The organism is Chryseobacterium luteum (assembly GCF_000737785.1).
Classification (GTDB): Bacteria; Bacteroidota; Bacteroidia; order Flavobacteriales; family Weeksellaceae; genus Chryseobacterium; species Chryseobacterium luteum.
On sequence record NZ_JPRO01000001.1, the window covers coordinates 350,043 to 370,292 of the forward strand.

The 20,250-nt window shown below is 38.3% G+C and carries 22 protein-coding genes; 4 read left to right on the plus strand and 18 right to left on the minus strand.

The features are described from left to right. Positions 1 to 52: 52 nt before the first annotated feature. The 9 genes from IX38_RS01575 to IX38_RS01615 form a co-directional block, all read right to left on the minus strand. Entirely contained in the window at positions 53 to 796 is a 744-nt protein-coding gene (locus IX38_RS01575; protein WP_084680155.1) for a LytR/AlgR family response regulator transcription factor, read from the minus strand. A gap of 54 nt (positions 797 to 850) precedes the next feature. Continuing rightward, positions 851 to 1,165, minus strand: coding sequence for a 2TM domain-containing protein (locus IX38_RS01580; protein WP_034701093.1), 315 nt, complete (start codon positions 1,163 to 1,165; stop codon positions 851 to 853). After that, complete coding sequence (locus IX38_RS01585; protein ID WP_034701094.1) at positions 1,149 to 1,445, minus strand: 2TM domain-containing protein; 297 nt, start codon at positions 1,443 to 1,445, stop codon at positions 1,149 to 1,151. The genes IX38_RS01580 and IX38_RS01585 overlap by 17 nt, the downstream gene beginning before the upstream one ends. A 218-nt stretch (positions 1,446 to 1,663) precedes the next feature. Then, a complete protein-coding gene (locus tag IX38_RS01590; protein ID WP_034701095.1) occupies positions 1,664 to 2,233 on the minus strand; it encodes a methyltransferase family protein in 570 nt (189 codons plus the stop codon). Between the two features lie 68 nt (positions 2,234 to 2,301). Beyond that, positions 2,302 to 2,604: a 2TM domain-containing protein gene (locus IX38_RS01595; RefSeq protein WP_034701096.1), complete on the minus strand. Its 303-nt coding sequence runs from the start codon at positions 2,602 to 2,604 to the stop codon at positions 2,302 to 2,304. Beyond that, positions 2,588 to 3,922: a 2TM domain-containing protein gene (locus IX38_RS01600; protein ID WP_034701097.1), complete on the minus strand. Its 1,335-nt coding sequence runs from the start codon at positions 3,920 to 3,922 to the stop codon at positions 2,588 to 2,590. The genes IX38_RS01595 and IX38_RS01600 overlap by 17 nt, the downstream gene beginning before the upstream one ends. 128 nt (positions 3,923 to 4,050) lie before the next feature. Then, entirely contained in the window at positions 4,051 to 4,701 is a 651-nt protein-coding gene (locus tag IX38_RS01605) for a hypothetical protein (RefSeq protein WP_034701098.1), read from the minus strand. A gap of 80 nt (positions 4,702 to 4,781) precedes the next feature. Next, positions 4,782 to 7,025, minus strand: a complete 2,244-nt coding sequence (locus IX38_RS01610) for a TonB-dependent receptor (RefSeq protein ID WP_034701651.1) — start codon at positions 7,023 to 7,025, stop codon at positions 4,782 to 4,784. 92 nt (positions 7,026 to 7,117) lie between these two features. After that, positions 7,118 to 8,020, minus strand: coding sequence for an AraC family transcriptional regulator (locus IX38_RS01615; RefSeq protein ID WP_034701099.1), 903 nt, complete (start codon positions 8,018 to 8,020; stop codon positions 7,118 to 7,120). A gap of 149 nt (positions 8,021 to 8,169) precedes the next feature. Here IX38_RS01615 and IX38_RS01620 point away from each other — a divergent pair, with 149 nt between their 5' ends. Beyond that, entirely contained in the window at positions 8,170 to 8,673 is a 504-nt protein-coding gene (locus IX38_RS01620; RefSeq protein ID WP_034701100.1) for a superoxide dismutase family protein, read from the plus strand. A 61-nt stretch (positions 8,674 to 8,734) separates the two neighbouring features. Here IX38_RS01620 and IX38_RS01625 read toward each other — a convergent pair whose 3' ends face one another. The 3 genes from IX38_RS01625 to IX38_RS01635 all read right to left on the minus strand — a co-directional run bounded on the left by IX38_RS01625 (position 8,735) and on the right by IX38_RS01635 (position 11,638). After that, positions 8,735 to 9,067: a helix-turn-helix domain-containing protein gene (locus tag IX38_RS01625; protein ID WP_185097666.1), complete on the minus strand. Its 333-nt coding sequence runs from the start codon at positions 9,065 to 9,067 to the stop codon at positions 8,735 to 8,737. A gap of 2 nt (positions 9,068 to 9,069) precedes the next feature. Then, the gene (locus IX38_RS01630) at positions 9,070 to 9,396 is read right to left on the minus strand and encodes a type II toxin-antitoxin system RelE/ParE family toxin (RefSeq protein WP_034701101.1); all 327 of its coding nucleotides are present in this window, start codon (positions 9,394 to 9,396) and stop codon (positions 9,070 to 9,072) included. Positions 9,397 to 9,508: 112 nt separating this feature from the next. Then, on the minus strand, positions 9,509 to 11,638 hold the full coding sequence (locus IX38_RS01635; protein ID WP_034701102.1) for a carboxy terminal-processing peptidase: 2,130 nt from the start codon (positions 11,636 to 11,638) through the stop codon (positions 9,509 to 9,511). Positions 11,639 to 11,784: 146 nt separating this feature from the next. Between IX38_RS01635 and surE the strand changes: the two genes are divergently transcribed. Together surE and IX38_RS01645 are read left to right on the plus strand one after the other, a co-directional pair. Continuing rightward, positions 11,785 to 12,555 carry a 5'/3'-nucleotidase SurE gene (gene surE, locus IX38_RS01640; RefSeq protein WP_034701103.1) on the plus strand — a complete coding sequence of 257 codons (771 nt, stop codon included), beginning with the start codon at positions 11,785 to 11,787 and terminating at the stop codon, positions 12,553 to 12,555. Further along, the gene (locus IX38_RS01645) at positions 12,555 to 13,220 is read left to right on the plus strand and encodes a GNAT family N-acetyltransferase (protein ID WP_034701104.1); all 666 of its coding nucleotides are present in this window, start codon (positions 12,555 to 12,557) and stop codon (positions 13,218 to 13,220) included. Before surE ends, IX38_RS01645 begins: the two co-directional genes overlap by 1 nt. A 74-nt stretch (positions 13,221 to 13,294) precedes the next feature. On the opposite strand, the gene IX38_RS01650 is transcribed toward IX38_RS01645, so the two are convergent. Genes IX38_RS01650 through IX38_RS01660 form a run of 3 tightly spaced genes read right to left on the minus strand, consistent with a single transcriptional unit; the run spans position 13,295 to position 15,684 of the window. Further along, entirely contained in the window at positions 13,295 to 14,698 is a 1,404-nt protein-coding gene (locus IX38_RS01650; protein WP_034701105.1) for a radical SAM protein, read from the minus strand. Between the two features lie 12 nt (positions 14,699 to 14,710). After that, positions 14,711 to 14,944, minus strand: coding sequence for a hypothetical protein (locus IX38_RS01655; protein ID WP_034701106.1), 234 nt, complete (start codon positions 14,942 to 14,944; stop codon positions 14,711 to 14,713). Continuing rightward, the gene (locus IX38_RS01660; RefSeq protein WP_034701107.1) at positions 14,941 to 15,684 is read right to left on the minus strand and encodes a prolipoprotein diacylglyceryl transferase; all 744 of its coding nucleotides are present in this window, start codon (positions 15,682 to 15,684) and stop codon (positions 14,941 to 14,943) included. The genes IX38_RS01655 and IX38_RS01660 overlap by 4 nt, the downstream gene beginning before the upstream one ends. A gap of 71 nt (positions 15,685 to 15,755) precedes the next feature. Between IX38_RS01660 and IX38_RS01665 the strand changes: the two genes are divergently transcribed. Then, the gene (locus tag IX38_RS01665; RefSeq protein WP_034701108.1) at positions 15,756 to 16,796 is read left to right on the plus strand and encodes a GMP reductase; all 1,041 of its coding nucleotides are present in this window, start codon (positions 15,756 to 15,758) and stop codon (positions 16,794 to 16,796) included. Positions 16,797 to 16,891: 95 nt separating this feature from the next. On the opposite strand, the gene fabG is transcribed toward IX38_RS01665, so the two are convergent. The 3 genes from fabG to IX38_RS01680 all read right to left on the minus strand — a co-directional run bounded on the left by fabG (position 16,892) and on the right by IX38_RS01680 (position 20,220). Further along, positions 16,892 to 17,635: a 3-oxoacyl-[acyl-carrier-protein] reductase gene (gene fabG, locus IX38_RS01670; RefSeq protein ID WP_034701657.1), complete on the minus strand. Its 744-nt coding sequence runs from the start codon at positions 17,633 to 17,635 to the stop codon at positions 16,892 to 16,894. A 408-nt stretch (positions 17,636 to 18,043) separates the two neighbouring features. After that, positions 18,044 to 18,718 carry a 16S rRNA (cytidine(1402)-2'-O)-methyltransferase gene (rsmI, locus tag IX38_RS01675; RefSeq protein WP_034701109.1) on the minus strand — a complete coding sequence of 225 codons (675 nt, stop codon included), beginning with the start codon at positions 18,716 to 18,718 and terminating at the stop codon, positions 18,044 to 18,046. Between the two features lie 2 nt (positions 18,719 to 18,720). Continuing rightward, the gene (locus tag IX38_RS01680) at positions 18,721 to 20,220 is read right to left on the minus strand and encodes a hypothetical protein (RefSeq protein WP_034701110.1); all 1,500 of its coding nucleotides are present in this window, start codon (positions 20,218 to 20,220) and stop codon (positions 18,721 to 18,723) included. Positions 20,221 to 20,250 lie beyond the last annotated feature (30 nt).

Here is a 20,250-nt window from a genome sequence, read left to right on the forward strand (position 1 = left end):
TACGGGGTTTGTGATGCAGTTGTTTGAGTTATGGCGTGTCTGCAATCTTATTTTACCCCACCAGCCATTCTTTAAAATCTTTCACCCGGTCGCGGCTGACCGTAATTTCTTCCTGCGGCTGAAATTCCAAATCGACTTTGTAGTATGGAGAGGTATGGATGTTCTTTATATAGTCTGAATTAATGATAAACTGCCTGTTTACACGGAAAAATTTCTTATCCTCCAGAATGTCTTCAAGCTCGTCCAGTGTGAAATCTGATGGGTAGACCCTCTCATCAGTCTGTAGATAGACGATCTTATTTTCACTAAAAAAACAGCTTATTTCATGGGTCTGTACGATCTTCAGATTATATCCGATCTTGACCAAAACCCGGGAAAGGGTAGATTTTTCTTTTCTGATGAGCTGTTTGATGTCTTCAGAGCCGGATGTGCTGCCGGATGGGATAAATGATTTGAACTTTTCCACTGCCCCGGAAAGGTCTTCTTCCAGGATAGGTTTCAAAAGATAATCAATGCTGTTCAGCTTAAATGCTTTCAAAGTATATTGGTCAAAAGCTGTCGTATAAATGATAAATCCTTTGGTTGGTACTTTTTCGAAAATATCGAAGGACAGGCCGTCTCCCAGTACTATGTCGGAAAAGATAAGCTGCGGATGCTCATTTTCAGAAAACCAGGCAATTCCTTCTTCTACAGATTCTATTTTGGCAACCACCTCTATTTCAGGAAAAATGTTAAGCATTCTTTCCAGTTTCCTTGAAGCGGGTTTTTCATCTTCAATAATGACAGTCTTGATCATTGAGTTTCGGTTTTAGTTTTAATCCGGAATAAAATTAGATAAAAAATGAACAGCTTAAAAATCTATGTTCTTTTTGCCTTTTCTCATTTCTCTTTCTATAGCATCTTTTTCCCATTCTGTATCTAAAAGGAACAGCTTCACCGCTTTCACTATCAGAATAATTCCCCATATCAAAAGGATAACAGATCCGTCAAATAAAGAGAAATTAATTTTCCCGTTTTCAAAAACATCGTTAAAAAACAGAATTCCAGCCACTATTCCAAACCACAGAAGGCTTTTATAAAATTTTTTCAGCTGGCTGACTCTTTCGCAGGCATTATTGTAATCCATGATCATTAAAGTTTTTAAGTTATTATAATGTTTTTGCATTTTTTTGTTCCTGATCCATCAGTTCTTTGATTTTCCTATCTTCCCATTCTTTTCCTATCCCAAAAACATTGACAGCATGGGCTAAGATTCCGATTCCCCATCCTAACATCGGCCAGTAAAACCATAGGTGATCCGGTGATGTAAGAAGATTGAGTGCTGCCAGGAAAGGGATCACCAGACAGTATGAAGTGAGGTTTCCGTAAAATCCTTTTAATTCTTTTACTCTTTTTGCTGCTTTCTCGTAAGCCCTTGTTTCTTTTGTGTATCCCATTGTTTCCATAATTCTGATTTTTAAAAGTTAGTTTGTCATTTTGTTGAATCAAAGGTAGGCCAGAAATGAGCCTTCTATCAACTTTATATGACCGAACCGTAGAATACACTTTCTGAATGGTAAAAAGGTTGGTTTGACTTTGGGTTTATGCTTTTTAATTTCCCGCAGACCGTGTATATTACACCAATGATTGCGTTGGAATGATAGGTTTTTTTGAAAATGAAGAATCAGTAAATGAAAGGAATGAGTTTTTTAGTCTTTTTTCTGTATCCCACGTATTCGTCTCCAAATTTTTCGACCAAAGCCTGTTCTTCCACTTTAATCCTGTAGATGAAAGCTAAAAACGGCGGCAGAAAAGCGAGAATCAATGAAGCCCAGTTATTGAGATAAAGTCCCAATCCTAAAGAAGTCAGCAGGGCAAATGCATAGGAAGGATGTCTCAGATATTTATAAAAGCCCTCTTTTTTAATCTGATGATCTTCTTTTATCGTAACATCTACCGTAAAATATTTACCTAACGATCTGATGATTATAAACCTGATAATAATCCCGAGAAGGATCAAAGCTTCACCTGTATACAGGATCCATATTCCTTCAGCAATAGGAAATTTCGTCATATTGGATACTGTTACTGAGGCTGCAATGGAAAAAGGAATGGCCATCCACAAAATATTCAGCGTAGACCTGTCTTTGTCTTTTTTGTCTTCTTTGCCGGATTTCAGCATATTTTTATAGAGGATCTCAGTAAGGAGCCATGCGGCCATTGAAATGTAAAATAAGAGCTGTAGTGGATGCATAATTTTTGTTTATAGTTAAAGAATAATTATTATTTCAATTTGATTCAGAATTTATTATTTGTTCACTTTCAATTTTTGTTTTTTTCCATCAGCTTCCTGATTTGCTTTTCTTCCCAATTTCTCACAAAGCCAAAATTGGGTAAAATAACAAGTACAGCATGAGCAGCCAAGCCAACTCCCCAAAATATTGCTGTAAAGAAATTTTTGAACTGAAAATAGCTTTCTCCCGGCTCCAAATGGCTATAATTATAAATGACAATCATAGCATTGACGGCTATATACGAGAACAGATGCCCGTAAAATCCTTTTAACCGTTCAACCTGCCTTTTAGCGTGCTGGTACCGGATATCGTTTTCATCGTAGGTTTCCATTGTTTCTGTTTTTTTGTTTATCCATAATTTCCCGGATCTTCTTTTCTTTCCAGGATTCTCCAACACCAAAAATCTGAAATGCATGAGAGGCTACTCCAATACCCCATCCCAGCATAGGAAAATAAAACCAGAGGTTTTGGGGTGAAGTCATCAGATTGATGACAATTAAAAACGGGATCACCGTAAAGTAGCAAATAAGATTGGCGTAGAAACTTTTTAATTCTTTTACCCGTTTTCTGGCTTTTTCGTACGATCCGTTTTCGTTATCTGTTTTTACACTGTTGCTGTTTGGCTTATCTGACAGTATCGGAACTTTTACTTTAAAATAATCTTCGGATTTTTCAATGAAAACATTCTTCTTAGTAAGCAGGGCATAGCGCTGCACAATATTCGCCAACCCGATTCCGGCACTTTCTTTCATCTGTTCTCTTGCCTGGAGGTTGTTCTCTATGCACAGCGTATCGTTATCCGAGAATATTTTAATGACCAGAGGTCTTGAAGAGGTTGCAAAATTATGCTTGATGCAGTTTTCCAGCAAAAGCTGAAGGGACAGTGGCACCACATATCTTCTGTAATCTTCTTTTTTAACTTCAAAAGTAAAATCTACACTGTCCTCGAATCTTGTTTTTAAAAGATCACAGTAGGTTTTTGCAAATTCAATCTCATTTTCTACCGTCACAAGCTCCTTGTCTTTCTGCTCGAGTACATACCGGTAAATCTTTGACATTGAGGCTGTAAACTTCTGAGCCTGAATTGGATTTTCATCGATCAGGGAGCTCAGCACATTCAAAGAATTGAAAAGAAAATGCGGGTCCAGCTGGTTTTTAAGGCTTTCAAACTGTGCGTTGGCGGACTTTGCAATGAGCTTCTGCTCCACGACTTCCTTCCTGGACGTTTTCTTCAGCTCTTCCATAAATCCTTTTGCATGAAGAAAAGCGGAGATCAGAAGTGCTATATTGATCATGAACCAGTTCCTGGTGGTATATTCTTTGGAAAAAAAAACTTCTGCTGTTGCCACTTTCTGGATCTCTACATAGCTGATATAGTTGCAGAAATACACCAGGATAAAATTACCTATGATGATGGAAACCACACTTAGGACAGTCCTCATTCCTGTTGTTTCAGACCACGGAAACTTTTTGTTGAGAAAATCATTGATAAATGCATTTCCCAACCCAAGAATAAAGGAATACATTGTAGAAATAAGCAGCGTAATTAAAAAATTGTGGAAGCTTTTTTCTTTTGTGAAAAATAAGAAGAAAAATAGCGCTGTTCCCAACGTTACCCACAGCAATATTATAAATCCTTTACGTTTCATTATCCGTTTTCTTGGCTCAAAATTAGTCTTTAATAAAGGTATCAAAAAATTATTTTTACTGAAGGGCAGATTTTACTTTCCGAATGGAATAAAAAAAACCTTCCGGCTAAGGAAGGTTTCGTTTTCTGTTATTTTGAAGACATACTGATAAAATATTCCAGTTCTGTCCTGCCCCAGTTCGGGTCTAAGGTTGTTTTTGGCTTATAGGCATTAAATTTTGCCAGTGCTTCTTTAGACATTTCCATTCCTTTGGTTTTACTTCCTCCGTACTGTTCGGGTGTAAAATAGATATCCTCTGCTTTGATAAGGGCTACCCTTGGGTTGGATGGGTCCAGTTTTTCCGCAATATCAAGCTCTTCCGTTGCTTTAGCTCCATCCGTCATATAGCGCTGTGCAGGATTGACCATCATTCTTAAAGAAGCTGCCATTTTTCTTAACAAATGGATCTCTGCATTGTCCGCTCCGGCAAGATTTTGAGCGCTTGACAGGTATTTATCAGCCTGGCCTGCTATTTCATCCAGCTCCTGCATATTCCCTTTTCTCATCAAGAGTCTTCCTTTCTGGATCTGGGAAAATGCGGCATAGTACGGGGGAAGCCATTTTGAACTTTCTTTACTGCCTATCCTCTGGAAATCATTGGTCAGGGTCTGAAATTCTTCCGCGGTTTTGGAGGTTTCCGTTTTCGCTATCTTTTCAGCCATTATTTTTTCGTAATCTGCCTGTGCAAAAGCCGTTAAACTCATAAAAGCTAAAGCAAAACTTAATAGGTATTTTCTCATTATACTAATTTTTTAAAGTTAATTAATTGTCTATCCGAAGTTATGTTTTTGCAGCGATATATTGATCTGCTGCTGTTATTTTATAAATTATTATTGATCGCATCCTGCGTCCTGTCCACTCCAAAGCTGATGAAAGCTCCTATAAATACAAAGGTGTTTACCGGCGGCACTACTGATGAAGTTCTTGATCCGTCAAGAGAGAAATTGTATCCATAAACATTTTTAGACCCTAAAACATTGGAAATACTTAATACTAAAACGGTAAAAGCTTTGGCATCCTTTTTTCCCAGGTTCGGAAGGTAATTAAAGCTGATGTTAAGGGCATTATAATCTTTCAATCTGCCTTCGTTCCTGATATAATTAACTGCATTGCTGTTTTCAGCTTTGGTTGCAATGTCATAATAAGGACGGCCTTTAGAATAGGTGTAAGATAAATTGACCCCTAATTTCCATTCCGGGATGAATCTCTTGGCCACAGCGGAAAGGGTATGTGCGGAAGCGAAATTCGGCTTCAGGCTCACGGGATAATTGATAAAGTCTCTTTTTGAATCAAGGAATGAATAGCTGATCCAGTAATCTATATTTTCAAATGTTTTTTTGTCTCTCCAGAACAGCTCAAGACCTTTTGCATATCCGTAACCATTATTGTTCAGGGCCGTCTGTACCTGCTGATTCTGCTCTTTATCCGGTGTAATGTTGAATGTCTTGATTAGCTGGTCATACTTTTTATAAAATGCCTCAAGACGAAGGCTTCTTCCTTCCGATGATCTCTGAACCTGGAAAATATAATGCTGAGATTTCTGAAAATCAAGATCTGCCGGTACGTGGATGTATTTGCTTTCAGGATTCTGATAAAACAGTCCGTAGGCAAAGGAAGTGGTCCAGTCTTTTGCCAGGCGGTAAGCCAGTGCGAAACGTGGTGCAATATTGCTTTTCCCTAAAAAAGAAGAGTTTTCTGCCCTGACTCCTATCTTTGCTGATAATGCATTGCTGAATCCAAGATCTGTTTCTGCAAACACAGCGGATATAAGGTCTTTATAGTTCTTCTCTACTTCTCCAAAATTCAGTTTTTCACTTGTATTATTCAATTCAAAACCGGCTCTTACGGCACTTATTTTATTGATTTTACGCTCAAGAACTGCTTTGAAATTGATGTAATTTCCATCTGTTAAAAGTTCAGACCTGCCTGATTCTGTATCATGGGTTTCCGTGGAAAAATTAAGATCGGATCTGTTGTAGGAGTAAGAAGCTCCTGCATTCAAAAGATATTTCCCGAATTTCTGTTTAAAAGAAAGATTATGATAGGTATTTTTCCCTTTAAGCCTTACGAGGGCAAAATCATATTCCGGTTCCAGGCTTTCGGTTCTTACGCCCATCTTGTTGGAATCATACATTCCGTAATATTTGAGGAATCCGCCTGATTTTGTTTTGATTCTGAAATTAAAATCACCGTTTAAGCCTTGTGGAGCATCAATAAAATCTGTATTAAAATTGAAGACCTTCTGCATAACGCTCAGTAATGAGTACCCTAAAGTGGCTCCGAAAGAATGGTTCTTATCTGCTCCCAGCTTCTGAAATCCCGCACTCAAAAAGATGGGTGAAACTCCAAAATCATAAGAGCTTTGATCCGGAAGATCAACACTTTCCAACATCAGCGCTCCGGAAAGAGCCTGCCCGTACAATGCTGAATATCCACCGCTTGAAAAAACATTCCCTTTAAAAAGTGATGTATTGAAACGATCCCTCCCTGCTATTCCCGGAACTGAATTGGAGAAATAATTGTTGATCAGGCTTCCATCCATAAAGATCTTAGATTCTGTTCCTGTTCCTCCACGGATAAAAAGTCCTTCTGTTTCTCCTACTTTCTGGACACCGGGAAGATAGTTTAAAGCAGAAGAGATCTGCCCATCCGCCCCTGCGGTAGTATAAATATCAATAGGCGTCAGCAGTGCGGTAGCTCTCTTTTTATCGCTGGCTTCTATGGAACCTGCGGACACGACCACGGCATCAATTTCACTGATCTGTTCTTTAAGTTCTGCATTGACGGAAATATCCTGGTTATCAATCACAACAGCTTTTTCTACATCCTGATACTTCGGGTGGGTAAAGGTTAAAATACGGTTTCCTTTTTCTGACGTTTCAAAGGAAAAGTTCCCCTGGGCATCAGTCGTGGCACCATCATAAGTGTCCTTTAATGTGACATTGATTTCATTAATGCCTTTACTTTTAAAAGTAACCTTTCCTGAGATCCTGATCTGTGAATATCCTGCAATAAAGAATAGAAAGGTAATCAGCAGTAAAAGTTTTTTTCCTTGCGTTTTCATGGAGTTAATTTTCGGATCAAAAATAATACGGAATATGCCCTTCTTTAAAATAAATTTTACTGAAAGGCATACTTTGGCTTCCGAATGGGAAATCAATGGACCGGGATGCAGAAATCCACGATCATTTTGCCTTCCGGATGTTCTTTAAAATTGGAATGGTAAATTTCAAACGGTAATGCTTTTCTCATAGAATAATGATGTTCATTCATCCATAAAAACAGGGATACCCAGCATTGTTCAAATTCCTGTAGAGTAACTTCCCCGCTTCCTGTAATAAACTTTCCGGCATCTATGGTTTCTGAAAACACCAGTCCTTCCTGCTTCTCCAGCTTTTTGCCCAGAAGCATACATGCATGGATTCTGACTTTTTCAGACGGAGTGACTTTAAAACTGTCATGATAAACGGAGATCATCCTGAGGTTCTCCCGGGGAAATAACTGCTGCTGCTTCGCCCAATCTATGAGTATAGTGTAAGAAGGTTCCACATTGGCTATTCCCAGGCTCATTACTGCTGCAAGATTCATTTCCGGCAATTCTTTTACTTCAATTTTTAAATTCATTTCTGTCCAGTTTAAGAGGTTTTCTACGTTGCAAATGTATTGGCTGAAAACCGTATCCGTTTGTCCGTTCTTGCTCTGTATCTGTACAATCTTGTGAAAAGTTTCGGGTGCTGAGCTCCTAAACGCTGAAGGTGCTATTCCATAGTATTTTTTAAAAGTTTTGCTGAACACGGCATGATTAGAGAATCCTAAATCAAGATAGATCTCTTTGATACCTGTTTCTTTCTTTACAGCCAGATAAAAGGCACTTTTTTCTATTTTCTTTCTTGTAATATAGTTCCGGAGGGTTTCGCCGGTAATAAGCTTAAATATCCTGTGAAAATGAAAGGAAGAATACATGGCTGTTTCTGCAATTTTTTCAAGAGAAAGATCAGCATCGAGGTTGCTATCAATGTATTTTATTGCTTTTATGATTCTTTTTTTATGTTCTTCCATTTTAAAAAATACGGGTCAGTAAAAGTATCAAGATAGGTAATATTTCACTTGTCATATATTGCTGTTTTCGAAAAAAGGATTGAAATCATAAAGTCTTTCGGAAAATGTTTTATAAATTTATCGTAAAATCACTTTAAATCATTAAAAAAATGAAAGGACAAACATTAGCATTACTGGCGGGTTGTGCATTTTTAGCGGCTTCGTGCTGCACGACAAAAACGTATAGCGTTAACGCCAAAAGCGGAACACAGACGGGCGGAACGGCAAAATTCACCCAGAAAGGAGAAGAAGTAACCATGAAACTTGAAGTTACCAATCTTACTCCCGGTATCCATGCGGTACATATTCACGAAAAAGGTGACTGTTCTGCTGCTGACGGAACTTCTACAGGCGGACACTGGAACCCGGCCAAAGACGACCACGGAAAATGGGGCGCTGAACATTTCCACATGGGAGATATCGGCAATTTAACGGCTGACCAGACCGGAAAAGCAGTCCTGACCTTCAAAACAAATAAGTGGTGTCTTGGCTGTACGGATGAAACGAAAAACATCATCGGGAAAGGGCTTATTGTACACGCTGCCGCAGATGATTTCCATACCCAGCCTACGGGAAATGCCGGGGGAAGAGTGGGATGTGTAGAAATTAAGTAATTTTAAAAAATTAAATAAAAAGCAGGAGACCCTCATGAGGGTCTCCTGCTTTTTATTTCTATTAAATTAATTCTGCTTCTAAGTTCTTTCCTTCCAGCCTTACATTAAATTTCACATCAGCATCCAGTGCATCAAATACTTTTAATACAGTTGCTATCGTAGCATTTGTGATATTGTTCTCAATTTTAGAGATCTGGGCTTTTTGTACACCTACTAATTTCCCCAGCTCTAATTGCGTGAGCTTTCTTTCTTTACGGGCAGCCTTAATCAGATGTCCCAATACATCCATTCTAAGTTCATACTCGTATTGATGCCTTTCTTCACTTCCTTCTTTTCCGATGTAACGATCTTTAACATCTGCAAGAGTGTACTTTTTTATTTCTTTCTTTGCCATAACTATTTGAAATAATTCTCTCTGATTTTTTCTGCTCTTTCTATTTCTTTTTTGGGAGCTTTCTTATCTTTTTTAATAAATCCGTGGCCAGCGACTACAAGGGTATTTTCTTTATCTCTTTTATCCCAAAATGCCAATAACCGATATTGCTTACCTGAATATCTTACTCTGAACTCCCATATCTCTCCACTTAATTTTTTTAAAAGTCTTGGATCATTGGTCTGTTCAGCGAGGTCGATATTATAAATTATTTTAGCGGCTGATTTCTTATCCAGACCAGACAAAAAATCCACGGCTTCTTCTAAAAATACCGTTTCAAAATATCTCATTGTGTTTTTACTCAAAAATACAAATAAGTTTCCAAATATGGAAACTTATTTAAATATAAAAATTCTTTAAAAGCTAAAAAAAGCGCTGATCTCCGATCAGCGCCTTTTTGTTTTATGATTTGGTTCCCATATCGGAAACGATATTCATTGCTTCCTGCAAGTATGGATCTTTTTTAAGATTTTTGATCCACATTTCAGATTTTTTCTTGAAAGCTTCATCTTTTTTCTCTCTTTCAACTTCATTAGGATACATCATGAACTTAAGACCGTTCTCAAATTTGGTTAAAGCCTTGAATTTCTCGATCTGAGCTTTTCTCTGCTTCATCAGTTCATTGAACTTATTGATGTTAAGTGTAATGTTTTCTTCCTTATCCAGCTTCTCTCTCCATTGGGCGGATTCAAGCAATAACTGATAATTGCTGTTTTTAGCCATTCTGTCGGCACTTGCTTTTTCAAGAGCCTGGGTATTGAAATAGTTCAGCTTCTGAAAATTAGTTCCCGGAATTTTATCCCATGCTAAAGCATAATCATCATATCGTTCTCCTACTTCAGCGTAAGTAAAGAAATCTTTCATCTGAATGTCAGAAACAATTCCTTTTCTCTGTGTAGACTCTCCGGTGATTCTGTAGAATTTCTGGATCGTCAGTTTTAAAGATCCGAAATCATCTTCCGTATTCAAGAATCTGTTCAGGTCTACGAAAGTCTGTACGGTTCCTTTCCCGAAAGACTGCGGAGAACCGATGATCATTGCTCTTCCGTAATCCTGCATGACTCCTGCAAGGATCTCTGAAGCCGAAGCTGAAAGCTCGTTCTGCATGATCACTAGTGGACCTGTCCAGATCGGAGTTTCATTTTTATTCTTTAAGGTCTGGATCTTTCCGTTTCCGTCTTTCACCTGTACATAAGGTCCTGCCTCCATGAAAAGTCCCATGATATCCCCCACTTCCGTTAATGATCCACCACCGTTATTTCTAAGGTCAAGAACGATTCCTTCAATATTCTGCCCTTTAAGTTTAATGATCTCATTTTTGATGTCATCAGAAGCATTTCTTCCTTTAGAATCCTCAAAATCAGCATTAAAGCTTGGAAGGTTGATAAATCCGTATTTCTTTCCGTTTGGAGAATTCACTACAATACTTCTTGCGAATGTATCTTCGATAGCAACTTCCTCACGGATCATTGTTACATCCTTAATGGTTCCGTCCTTTTTCTGAACCGTTAACGTCACCGGAGTTCCTTTTTCACCTCTGATCAGTCTTACGGCTTCATCAGAAAGCATTCCTACAACATTTACAGCATCTTCTTTCGGTTTGGATCTCACTTTTAGGATCTTATCGCCTTCAGAAAGCTGTTTGGACTTCCAGGCAGGCGCTCCGATCGTTAAAGCTCCCAGGAAGAGATTTCCTTTCTTCTCCTGAATAATTGCTCCGATTCCTATCACTTTTCCGGTGAACTGGGTGTCAAAATCTTCTTTATCTTTTGGAGAATAGTAATTGGTATGCGGATCGAATACTTCAGTATACGCATTCATATACACAGTAAACCAATCCATTTTCTTTCTTTTCTTGAATCTTGTAAAGGTATCTTTTACAAGGTCTTTCACTTCATCCGTTGCTTTTTTGATCTTCTGATCCGGGCTAAGCGGCTGATACTTGATTGTATCTTTCAACTTATATTTCTGAACAGAATCTTTCTTCTCTTTCTGAGCTTCTTCTTTGCTGTTCATAGATTCAATCTCCTGGAGAATATTGTATTTGATATACTTTCTCCACTCATTATACTGTTCCTGCTTATTGACAGGTACTTTTTTAAGCTTCGGCTCAAGAGTCAGCGTTTCGTCTTCCTGAAGATTGATCGGCTTGCTGAAGATATCCTGAGTGATCTTGTCTATTTCGTCCACTCTCTGGTAAAGTCTGTCGATAGTAAGTTTGTAGAATATCAGATCTCCCTGGCTGATGTAGTCGTCAAGCTTTGTTTCATGCTTGCCGAATTCGTCCATATCAGACTGCAGAAAATATCTTTTTGCAGGATCTACCAGTTCAAAATAATGTTTATAAACGTCCTTAGAATAGGCATCATTGATTGGCTTTGGGCTGTAATGTAAATAAGAAAGTGTATTCTTTACGCTCACCATAATCGTCTGCATCTTTTCATCGTCATTCTTTGGCGAGTTGAAACAAAACATTAGACTTGTCAATGGAATTAGGAGTAAGAATTTATTCAGTTTGAAATTTTTCCACATAAACTGTCTTTATTTATTAATTTTTTTTAAAATATGTACTACAATTTGTAGCATTAATTAATTCGTTGTTACAAACTATCAAATTTAATACCTTATTTATAATTATCGGATAGTTTTAAGTATTTTTGTTAAAATTTAATTTTTTTATGGAAAGACCGCTTATTCTGGTAACTAATGATGATGGAATCACAGCACCCGGTATCAGAAACCTTATACAATTCATGAACGAAATAGGAGAGGTTATTGTTGTTGCGCCTAACTCTCCCCAAAGTGGAAAGGGCCACGCCATTACAATCAATTCCACTTTAAGCTACGAAGAGGTAACCCTGGATGGGCCGCAGACCGATTTTTCATGCAGCGGAACGCCTGTGGACTGTGTAAAAATGGCTCTTGACAAAATCCTGAAAAGAAGACCGGATATCGTAGTTTCAGGGATCAATCATGGTGCCAATTCTTCCATCAATGTGATCTATTCCGGAACGATGTCTGCCGCTGTGGAAGCAGGTGTGGAGGGAATTCCCGCTATCGGATTTTCACTTCTTGATTTCAGCTGGGAAGCCGATTTTACGCAGGCAAAAGAATATATTCAGAATATTGTAAGAAGAACCCTTGAAAATCCAATGCCGAAAGGAATTGTATTGAATGTGAATATCCCGAAACTCACTGCAGGAGAAATAAAAGGGGTAAAGGTCTGCAAACAGGCCAATGCCAAATGGGAAGAGAGCTTTGATGAAAGGGTAAATCCTCACGGAAAAAAATATTACTGGCTGACCGGATATTTCAACAATATGGACGAATCCGAAGATGCTGATGAAACAGCACTGGCTAACGGATATATTTCAATCGTTCCCGTAAAGTTCGATCTTACAGCTTATGAATACATGAAAACTTTAGAAGAAGTAATGAATTTTGAATAATGTACAGCAAGCTAGACAATCCTGTTTATCATTCACTTAATGAATACCATGAAAAGTTCTGCTTCAATTTTGGGGATACGAAATTCTATAACCCTGAAGTAGCTTCTTTTGGTGGAGCAGCAAAGGTTTCAAAAGAAAAAGACATCACTGAATATGCAAAGGTCTGTGATGATTTTCTGATTTTCGGAGCCCGTCCTAATCCGGGAAATTTAAAGACGAAATTTTCCAAACTTGTGTGTGACCAATATGTTCTGGAAAACCCGGTTCAGATTGATATGACCGAAGAAGTTATTGAACTGAAAGAGGAAAACCGGGAAGAGCTTCTGGCATTTGTCATGAAGTTCTATCCTTATTACTTTAAAACAAGAACTCCTGAATTAGGCCGCTATTTCGGGATCTTTAAGGAAGGAAAATTAGTGGCTGTGACGGGTGAAAGAATGCAGATGAATGATATGACGGAGGTAAGTGCTGTGATCACAGGTACAGATCATATGGGAAAAGGGTTGGCCAAACAACTGGTAGCTTTTGTTTCCGGGAAGATCTTTGAAGATGGAAAAACACCCTTCCTGCATGTTGCGGAAAGCAATACAGGAGCCAAAATGCTGTATGAAAAGCTCGGCTTTATGCATAGAGGAACTATAAACTTATGGGGCGTGAAAAGATAGTTTTCCGCCCTTTGCTTTCCCACAGGTTACGAATTTCACAGGCGTTTGAGTATAAAAATCTGTGAAAATCATTTTTAAAATAAAACCTTATCCTCTTTTCTCAATTCCTCAAGGTATTTAATTTTATCATCTCTGTAAAATAAATTCATCGTCTCGAAAGGAATCATTTTCAAATCTTTATTGACAATGTGAACACAGGATTTTTTAATGGCGCGCACATCAAAATCATGGGCATCCATAAAATTCATAATGATAATCCTGAAGAGATTGTCATAGTCTAAATTGGGAGCCGAAACTTCCGGAAGACAGCATAATAACTGGTTTACTTTAGGCTGAACTTTATCTACAGAAATTCCGGTGCTGAAAATATCCAAAAGCTGCATCTGCAATCCCGCATCCTGTTCGTAAACGATGGTGTTTTTCGTTTCATTATTCAGCAGATCGGCAGGATTGATATACCGTGTAAGAGGAATGATTTCTCCTTCGAGTTTAAGAATATACCCCATCGCCAAAGCATCAGGGTTACACGGAACGGGAATAATATCATCGCCATTGAGAAGCGGAAACTGATTTAAAATTTCCTGTCTTACTTCGGTTAAAGTAATTTTTTCGTGTGCAGAATCTTCGCGATTTCTTCCGGCCACTTCTACAGGCTGAAAGGTAATCCCGCGGACGCATTTCTGTTTTAAAGCAAAATCAATCAATTTTCCGATCTCGTCGATGTTTTTCCCTTTCTGAAGTACGATAACCAAGGTGGTGGAAAGATTTAATTCATTTAATTTTTCCAAAGCTTTCATGCGGACATTCGTCAAATCTTTTCCTCTGAAATCTTCCAAAACTTCAGGTTTAAAGGAATCAAACTGCAGATAAATTTCAAATTCCGGAGCGTAAGCTGCCAGTTTTTCTGCAAAACCGGGATCATTCGCAATGCGGATTCCGTTGGTGTTGAGCATCAAATGTTTAATCGGTTTCGATTTGGCGATATCCATGATTTTAAAAAACTCGGGATGAATGGTCGGCTCGCCGCCACTGATCTGTACGACATCGGGTTCTCCTTCGTTTTTAACAATGGTATCAAACATGGCTTCAATCTGTTCCAAACTCCTGTGACTGCCATAATGTGGTGACGACATCGCATAACAGGTGGGACACGTCAGATTACACCGGTCGGTAACTTCCACAATGGAAAGACAGCTGTGCTGCTCATGATCTACACACAAACCGCAATCGTACGGACAGCCATATTCCACATCGGTTCCGAAATGAACGGGCATTTCAGAGGCTTTATTGTAATTTCTGATATTTTTATAATACTGAACATCCGAAGCAATCATGGTCTTGAAAAAACCGTGATCCGGGCATCTTTTGGTCATAAAAACCGCTTCATCTTCAATAATGATCTTGGCTCCTACCCTTTTCAGGCATTCGGGGCAAAGACTGATTGTATAATCGTAATACGTATAATTTCTTACCGGCATAATTTCAATTTTTTACATTCCTCCACAAACAAAACCACTGATCAGTCCACAAATTAACAGGGAGATCAGCATGGTCTGCCAAAACTGCTTTCCGGAAAATTTTCTTCCGTCTTTGCTTTCATAAATCAGCTTTACAAAAACTGTAATGACTAATGATACGACAGAAGCGATAACGACAATGACCAGAATAATCATTGCAACCAGGCCTCCTAATCCGCCGGCTTCAAGAAGTGTCAGTGTTTTCATAATTTTATTTTATTGGTGTTTTTAATCTTATAAATGTAATAAATAATCACCAAAAGACAGACCAGTTGAATGGCTCCTAAATTTCCGGCGATTTCAATTTTAGGTTTAATGAAATCTAAAAAGAATCTGAAGGTAAAATAACTGAGCATAAATAACTGAAAAATAAAGCCTGAAGGATATTTTCTTTTTTTCTCAACGATTTTTAAACAAATCCACAGAACAATCATGAAACCAATCTCATACAGCGCAACAGGATGTCTTAAATATTCATCACCAAGATGCATTCCGAAGATTGAGGTGGTGGGCAAACCGTAAGTTTCTTCGTGAATTCCTGTTAGAAAACAGCCTATTCTTCCGATTATTATTGCTAAAATCAAAGGGTAAACAATCAGATCACCGGTACTTTCTTTGTGGCCGGCTATCTTTTTTGCCAGTTCAACCCCGATCAATCCGAAAGCTAAACCGCCAACAATTGTGTTATTGGTCCAAAACCTTTTAAAGTTAAAATTTTCAAATAAAACATAGGGATTTTCAAGATTTCCGATGAGCTTTGAACCCATTAAAGCGCCTGCCGTTGCCCCGATAAGAACCGCGGCGGAAGTATTGAAAGACAATTTTTCGGTTGATTTTCTTTTTAAATAAAAATAAAAACGCATCCCGAGAAAAATACCCAGTGTTTCAAATACAGGATGTGCAAGAACTGTTTTGCCGAAAATCTGAAAAGTAACAGGAAAATCCATCCTGTCAAAAGTAGTATATTTAAGGTAAATTACTAATTTTAATTTTTAAAACAATAAATAAATTCACCAAAATGCGTATAGAAAATGATATAAAGCTAGGTTTTAAAGACGTTATGTTCAGACCCAAACGTTCTACCTTAAAATCCCGCTCAGAAGTGGATCTCGAAAGGGAATTCACCTTCAAGCATACAAAAAAGAAATGGAGAGGTGTTCCGATTATCGCAGCCAATATGGATACGGTAGGAACTTTTGAAATGGCGGTAGAGCTGGCCAAAGATAAAATCATTACAGCAGTTCACAAGCATTATACTCCCGAGGAATGGAGCAGGTTTCTGGACAGCCAGCCTGAAAGCATCCACCAATATATTGCCTTAAGTACCGGTACCGGAAAAGCTGATGAGGAAAAACTAAGACTGATCCTCGAAAAGCACCCAAAAATCGAGTTTCTGTGTATAGATGTAGCCAATGGCTATTCTGAGCATTTCGTTGAATTTGTGAAGAAGGCAAGGGCTAATTTTCCTGATAAGATCATCATGGCAGGAAACGTAGTAACCGGAGAAATGGTGGAAGAGCTTCTTCTTGTGGGTGCAGATATCATTAAAGTAGGTATCGGACCCGGTTCTGTGTGTACAACAAGGGTAAAAACGGGTGTCGGTTATCCTCAGCTTTCGGCGATTATCGAATGTTCTGATGCTGCACACGGTTTAGGAGGGCATATTATTGCCGACGGAGGATGTAAAGTTCCGGGAGATGTGGCTAAGGCTTTCGGAGGGGGTGCAGATTTTGTGATGCTGGGCGGTATGTTTGCCGGCCATGATGAAAGCGGCGGTGAGATCATTGAAGAGAACGGAAAAAAATTCCGCCTGTTTTACGGGATGAGTTCCAAGACTGCTATGGATAAGCATTCAGGAGGTGTGGCAGAATACCGTGCTTCGGAAGGGAAAACCGTGAAGGCGGCTTACAAAGGTCCTGTTTCGGAAACGGTGAAGGATATTTTGGGAGGTGTTCGTTCTACGTGTACTTATGTAGGAGCTTCCAAACTTAAAGAATTGTCTAAGAGAACTACTTTTATAAGGGTTCAGGAACAGGAAAATCAGGTTTTTAAAGATTAAAATAGGCTCTCGCAGATTTTGCAGATAGAGCAGATTTCTAATTCTTCTAATAAAACAGGCTGTACATATTGTGTACAGCCTGTTTTTGATTATTTTTAAGTCAGCATTCCGCCGTCTACGTTCAGGGTTTGTCCTGTGATGTAAGAAGCCATTTCGCTTCCTAAGAATATGCAGGCATTGGCAACATCTTTTGTCTGCCCTGCCCTTTTCATCGGAATCCTGTCTCTCCATGCCTGAAGCGTCTTTTCATCCAGATCTGCCGTCATTTCAGTTTCTGTGAATCCCGGAGCCACTGCGTTACATCTTATATTTCTTGATCCCAGTTCCAGTGCAATAGATTTTGTAAACCCTATCACTCCGGCTTTAGAAGCTGCATAATTGGACTGTCCCGGATTTCCGCTGATTCCAACTACTGAAGTCATATTGATAATAGATCCTGATTTAGCTTTCATCATAGGTTTAATCACCGCTTTTGTAAGGTTAAATACAGAATCCAAATTGATTCTCATTACCTGATCCCAGTCTTCTCTGGACATTCTCAACAGCAGGTTATCTCTGGTGATTCCTGCATTGTTGATCAGAATATCGATCTTTCCGAACTCTTCCATTACATCGTCGATTAATTTTTGAGCTGCATCGTAATCTGATGCGTCAGACTGATATCCTTTGATCTGGGTTACAGAACTTAAAGCTGCCTCTAATGCCTGAGCTTTGTCTACAGAACCGGCATAGGTAAATGCTACTTTTGCACCCTGTTCAGCGTACATTTCAGCGATTTTCTTTCCGATTCCTCTTGTAGCTCCGGTAATTAGCGCTACCTTTCCTTCTAATAGTTTCATCATATCTCTTGATAATTATATTCTTGGTAAATACTTCCGTCTTTCAAAAAAACGGCAATTTAGCATATTTAATTTTATACGAATTATACAGTCCGCAAAGATATTATAAATTGTTATTCAATGCATTTCAAATCATTAAATTACTTAAATTTTTTCTCTGTTTTTTATCATATTTTAAAGACAGCCACCTTTATTTTAAAGGCTTTTAAAATAAAATACACGTTTTTTATATCTTATCCCGTTTTAAAACTTTCTTCTGCCAATACTATTCTCAAAAGCTTGTTCTAAAAAATATCCGAAATACCTCTGGTGATTGTTTCACTGCAGGATGGTGTATATTTCCTCTGTTTTTTTGATAAAGAATTAGTGATTCGGACTGGGCCACAAACAACACTGTTTTTATTGAAATTAAATAGAATTATTTACGATAAGAACAATCTCTCCTTTTAAAGTTTTGCTTTTGGAAAATTCAATTAATTCATTGATAGTCCCGCGTTTGGTTTCTTCAAACTTTTTAGAAATTTCCCTGCTCAGACTTGCTTTGGTTTCTTCACCGAAGAATTCTTTGATCTGCTCCAGGGTTGTATTGATCTTATGTGGACTTTCGTATAAAACGATGGTTTTTTTCTCTTCTGCAAGCTGTTTAAGCTTCGTCTGCCTGCCTTTTTTCTGAGGCAGAAACCCTGCAAACAAAAATTCATTATTCGGAAGCCCGGACACCACAAGTGCCGGAATTAAAGCTGTAGCTCCCGGGAGGCATATCATTTCAATATCATTGTCTGAACCTGCTTTTGCTAAAAGGTAACCCGGATCTGAAATTCCTGGAGTTCCCGCGTCGGTAATAATGGCAATATCCTGCCCGCTTTTAAGATCAGCGATCACTTTTTCGGTGGCCTGATGTTCGTTATGAAGGTGATACGATTTTAAAGGTTTGGAGATCTCGTAATGCTTTAAAAGTATTCCTGAAGTCCTTGTGTCTTCACATAAAATATAGTCAACTTCCTTGAGGACTTTTACAGCCCTGAAGGTCATATCTTCTAAGTTCCCGACGGGTGTGGGAACAAAATATAAGATTCCGCTCAAAATTATAAGAATTTATTTTCTACCAATATCCAGAGTCTCTGGGCATATTCATCTACTTTACTCCACTTTCTTTCGTAATAAAGATCGCTTAGATATTCTTTTGCTTCTTCCAGGTTTCTGAAACTGTTCAATTGGGCAACCGTTTCGTTCAGATCCGTCTGGCTTCCGCCGAACAGCATTTTTGAAAAGGCAATTCGGTCATTCAGATCCAGCCTGAATTCAGGTTTTACCTTATCGGCTTCCATAAAGTTGGTAGGAATGTTTGTTTTCAGAATGCTTCCCTGATTTTCTTTTGATTCAGAAACCGGTTTTTCTTTCGGTATATCCCTTTCAAGAGGATCATCATCAAAAAGGGACTGTACAGCCTTTAGTCCTTTGATATTGGCCAGTTTTATTTTTTTCTCCTGCTGATATGCATCCAGATCTTCGAAGCTTTCGTCAGAAGCCGGCTTTTCTTTTCCTGTTTCCGGGAGAGGCTTGTCGATTTCAACAATTTTTCTTCTGTCATACACTTCAGCAAGGATGGTTTCTTTTTCATCCAAAGGAAAATCATTTTTTATTTCGCTCAGGATACCTTCTACATTAGATGTTTCTGTCAGCATTTCTCCCTGCTCAATGTTTATATGAGATGTACTGAACTGCTCTTCATTTTCCTCGATCAGTATTTCGTCTTCCAGCATTTCAGTATCAAAGATGCTTGGAATTATTTCTGTCTTTTCCCTGAATTTATCTGCAGTATTATTGTCTGTGTCTGCTTTTTCAAGATCATCTGAAGCATCCGTTTCATGTGAAACATTCTCTCCATCTTCATCAATTTCATTAAGTTGATTGTTAAAAACCGCCTCCTCTTCTGTAATTTCACTGATGAATAAATCTTCGTTGAGACCTTCATCATTATCCGGTTCAGCACCAGCAAGGATTCTTTCTTCATCTACAAAACTGAAGACTTTTTCGTTAACATTGAACGCTTCATTTTCATCAATTTCGTTCAGCTGGTTATTGAAAACCGCCTCTTCTTCTGTAATTTCATTCTGAGAAGTATTTTCCTGAACGTTTCCTGCCTGGTCCTGTCCGTAATTTTCTTCAGAAAAATTTACAATACTTTCATGGAATTCATTTTCTACAATATCATCAAGCTGATGGTTAAACTTTTCCTCTTCATCCTTTGATGTTACGGTATAATCTCCGCCTTCATTTTCATCAATCTCATTGAACTCATTATTGAAAATCGCCTCTTCTTCCGTCACCTCATGATGAGATTCATGCACATCATCCGGATTTAACGAAACATACTGATTCTCTGAATTCTGCTGTGAGTTATCTGTAATAAAATACTCCATATTTTTTTCCAGAAGCCTCAGAAAAGAGATCCTGTTCGCAAGCTCATCTACAAGATCCTGCTTGGAAAGTAATTCGTCTACGTTGTTTATTTTCTCCAGAATATCAATGATATTCTTGGATTCAAAAAAAATTTTTTCCTTTAAATCTTGGATGTTCTGCATAATAAGAATCTTATTAAAATTGCTTACTTT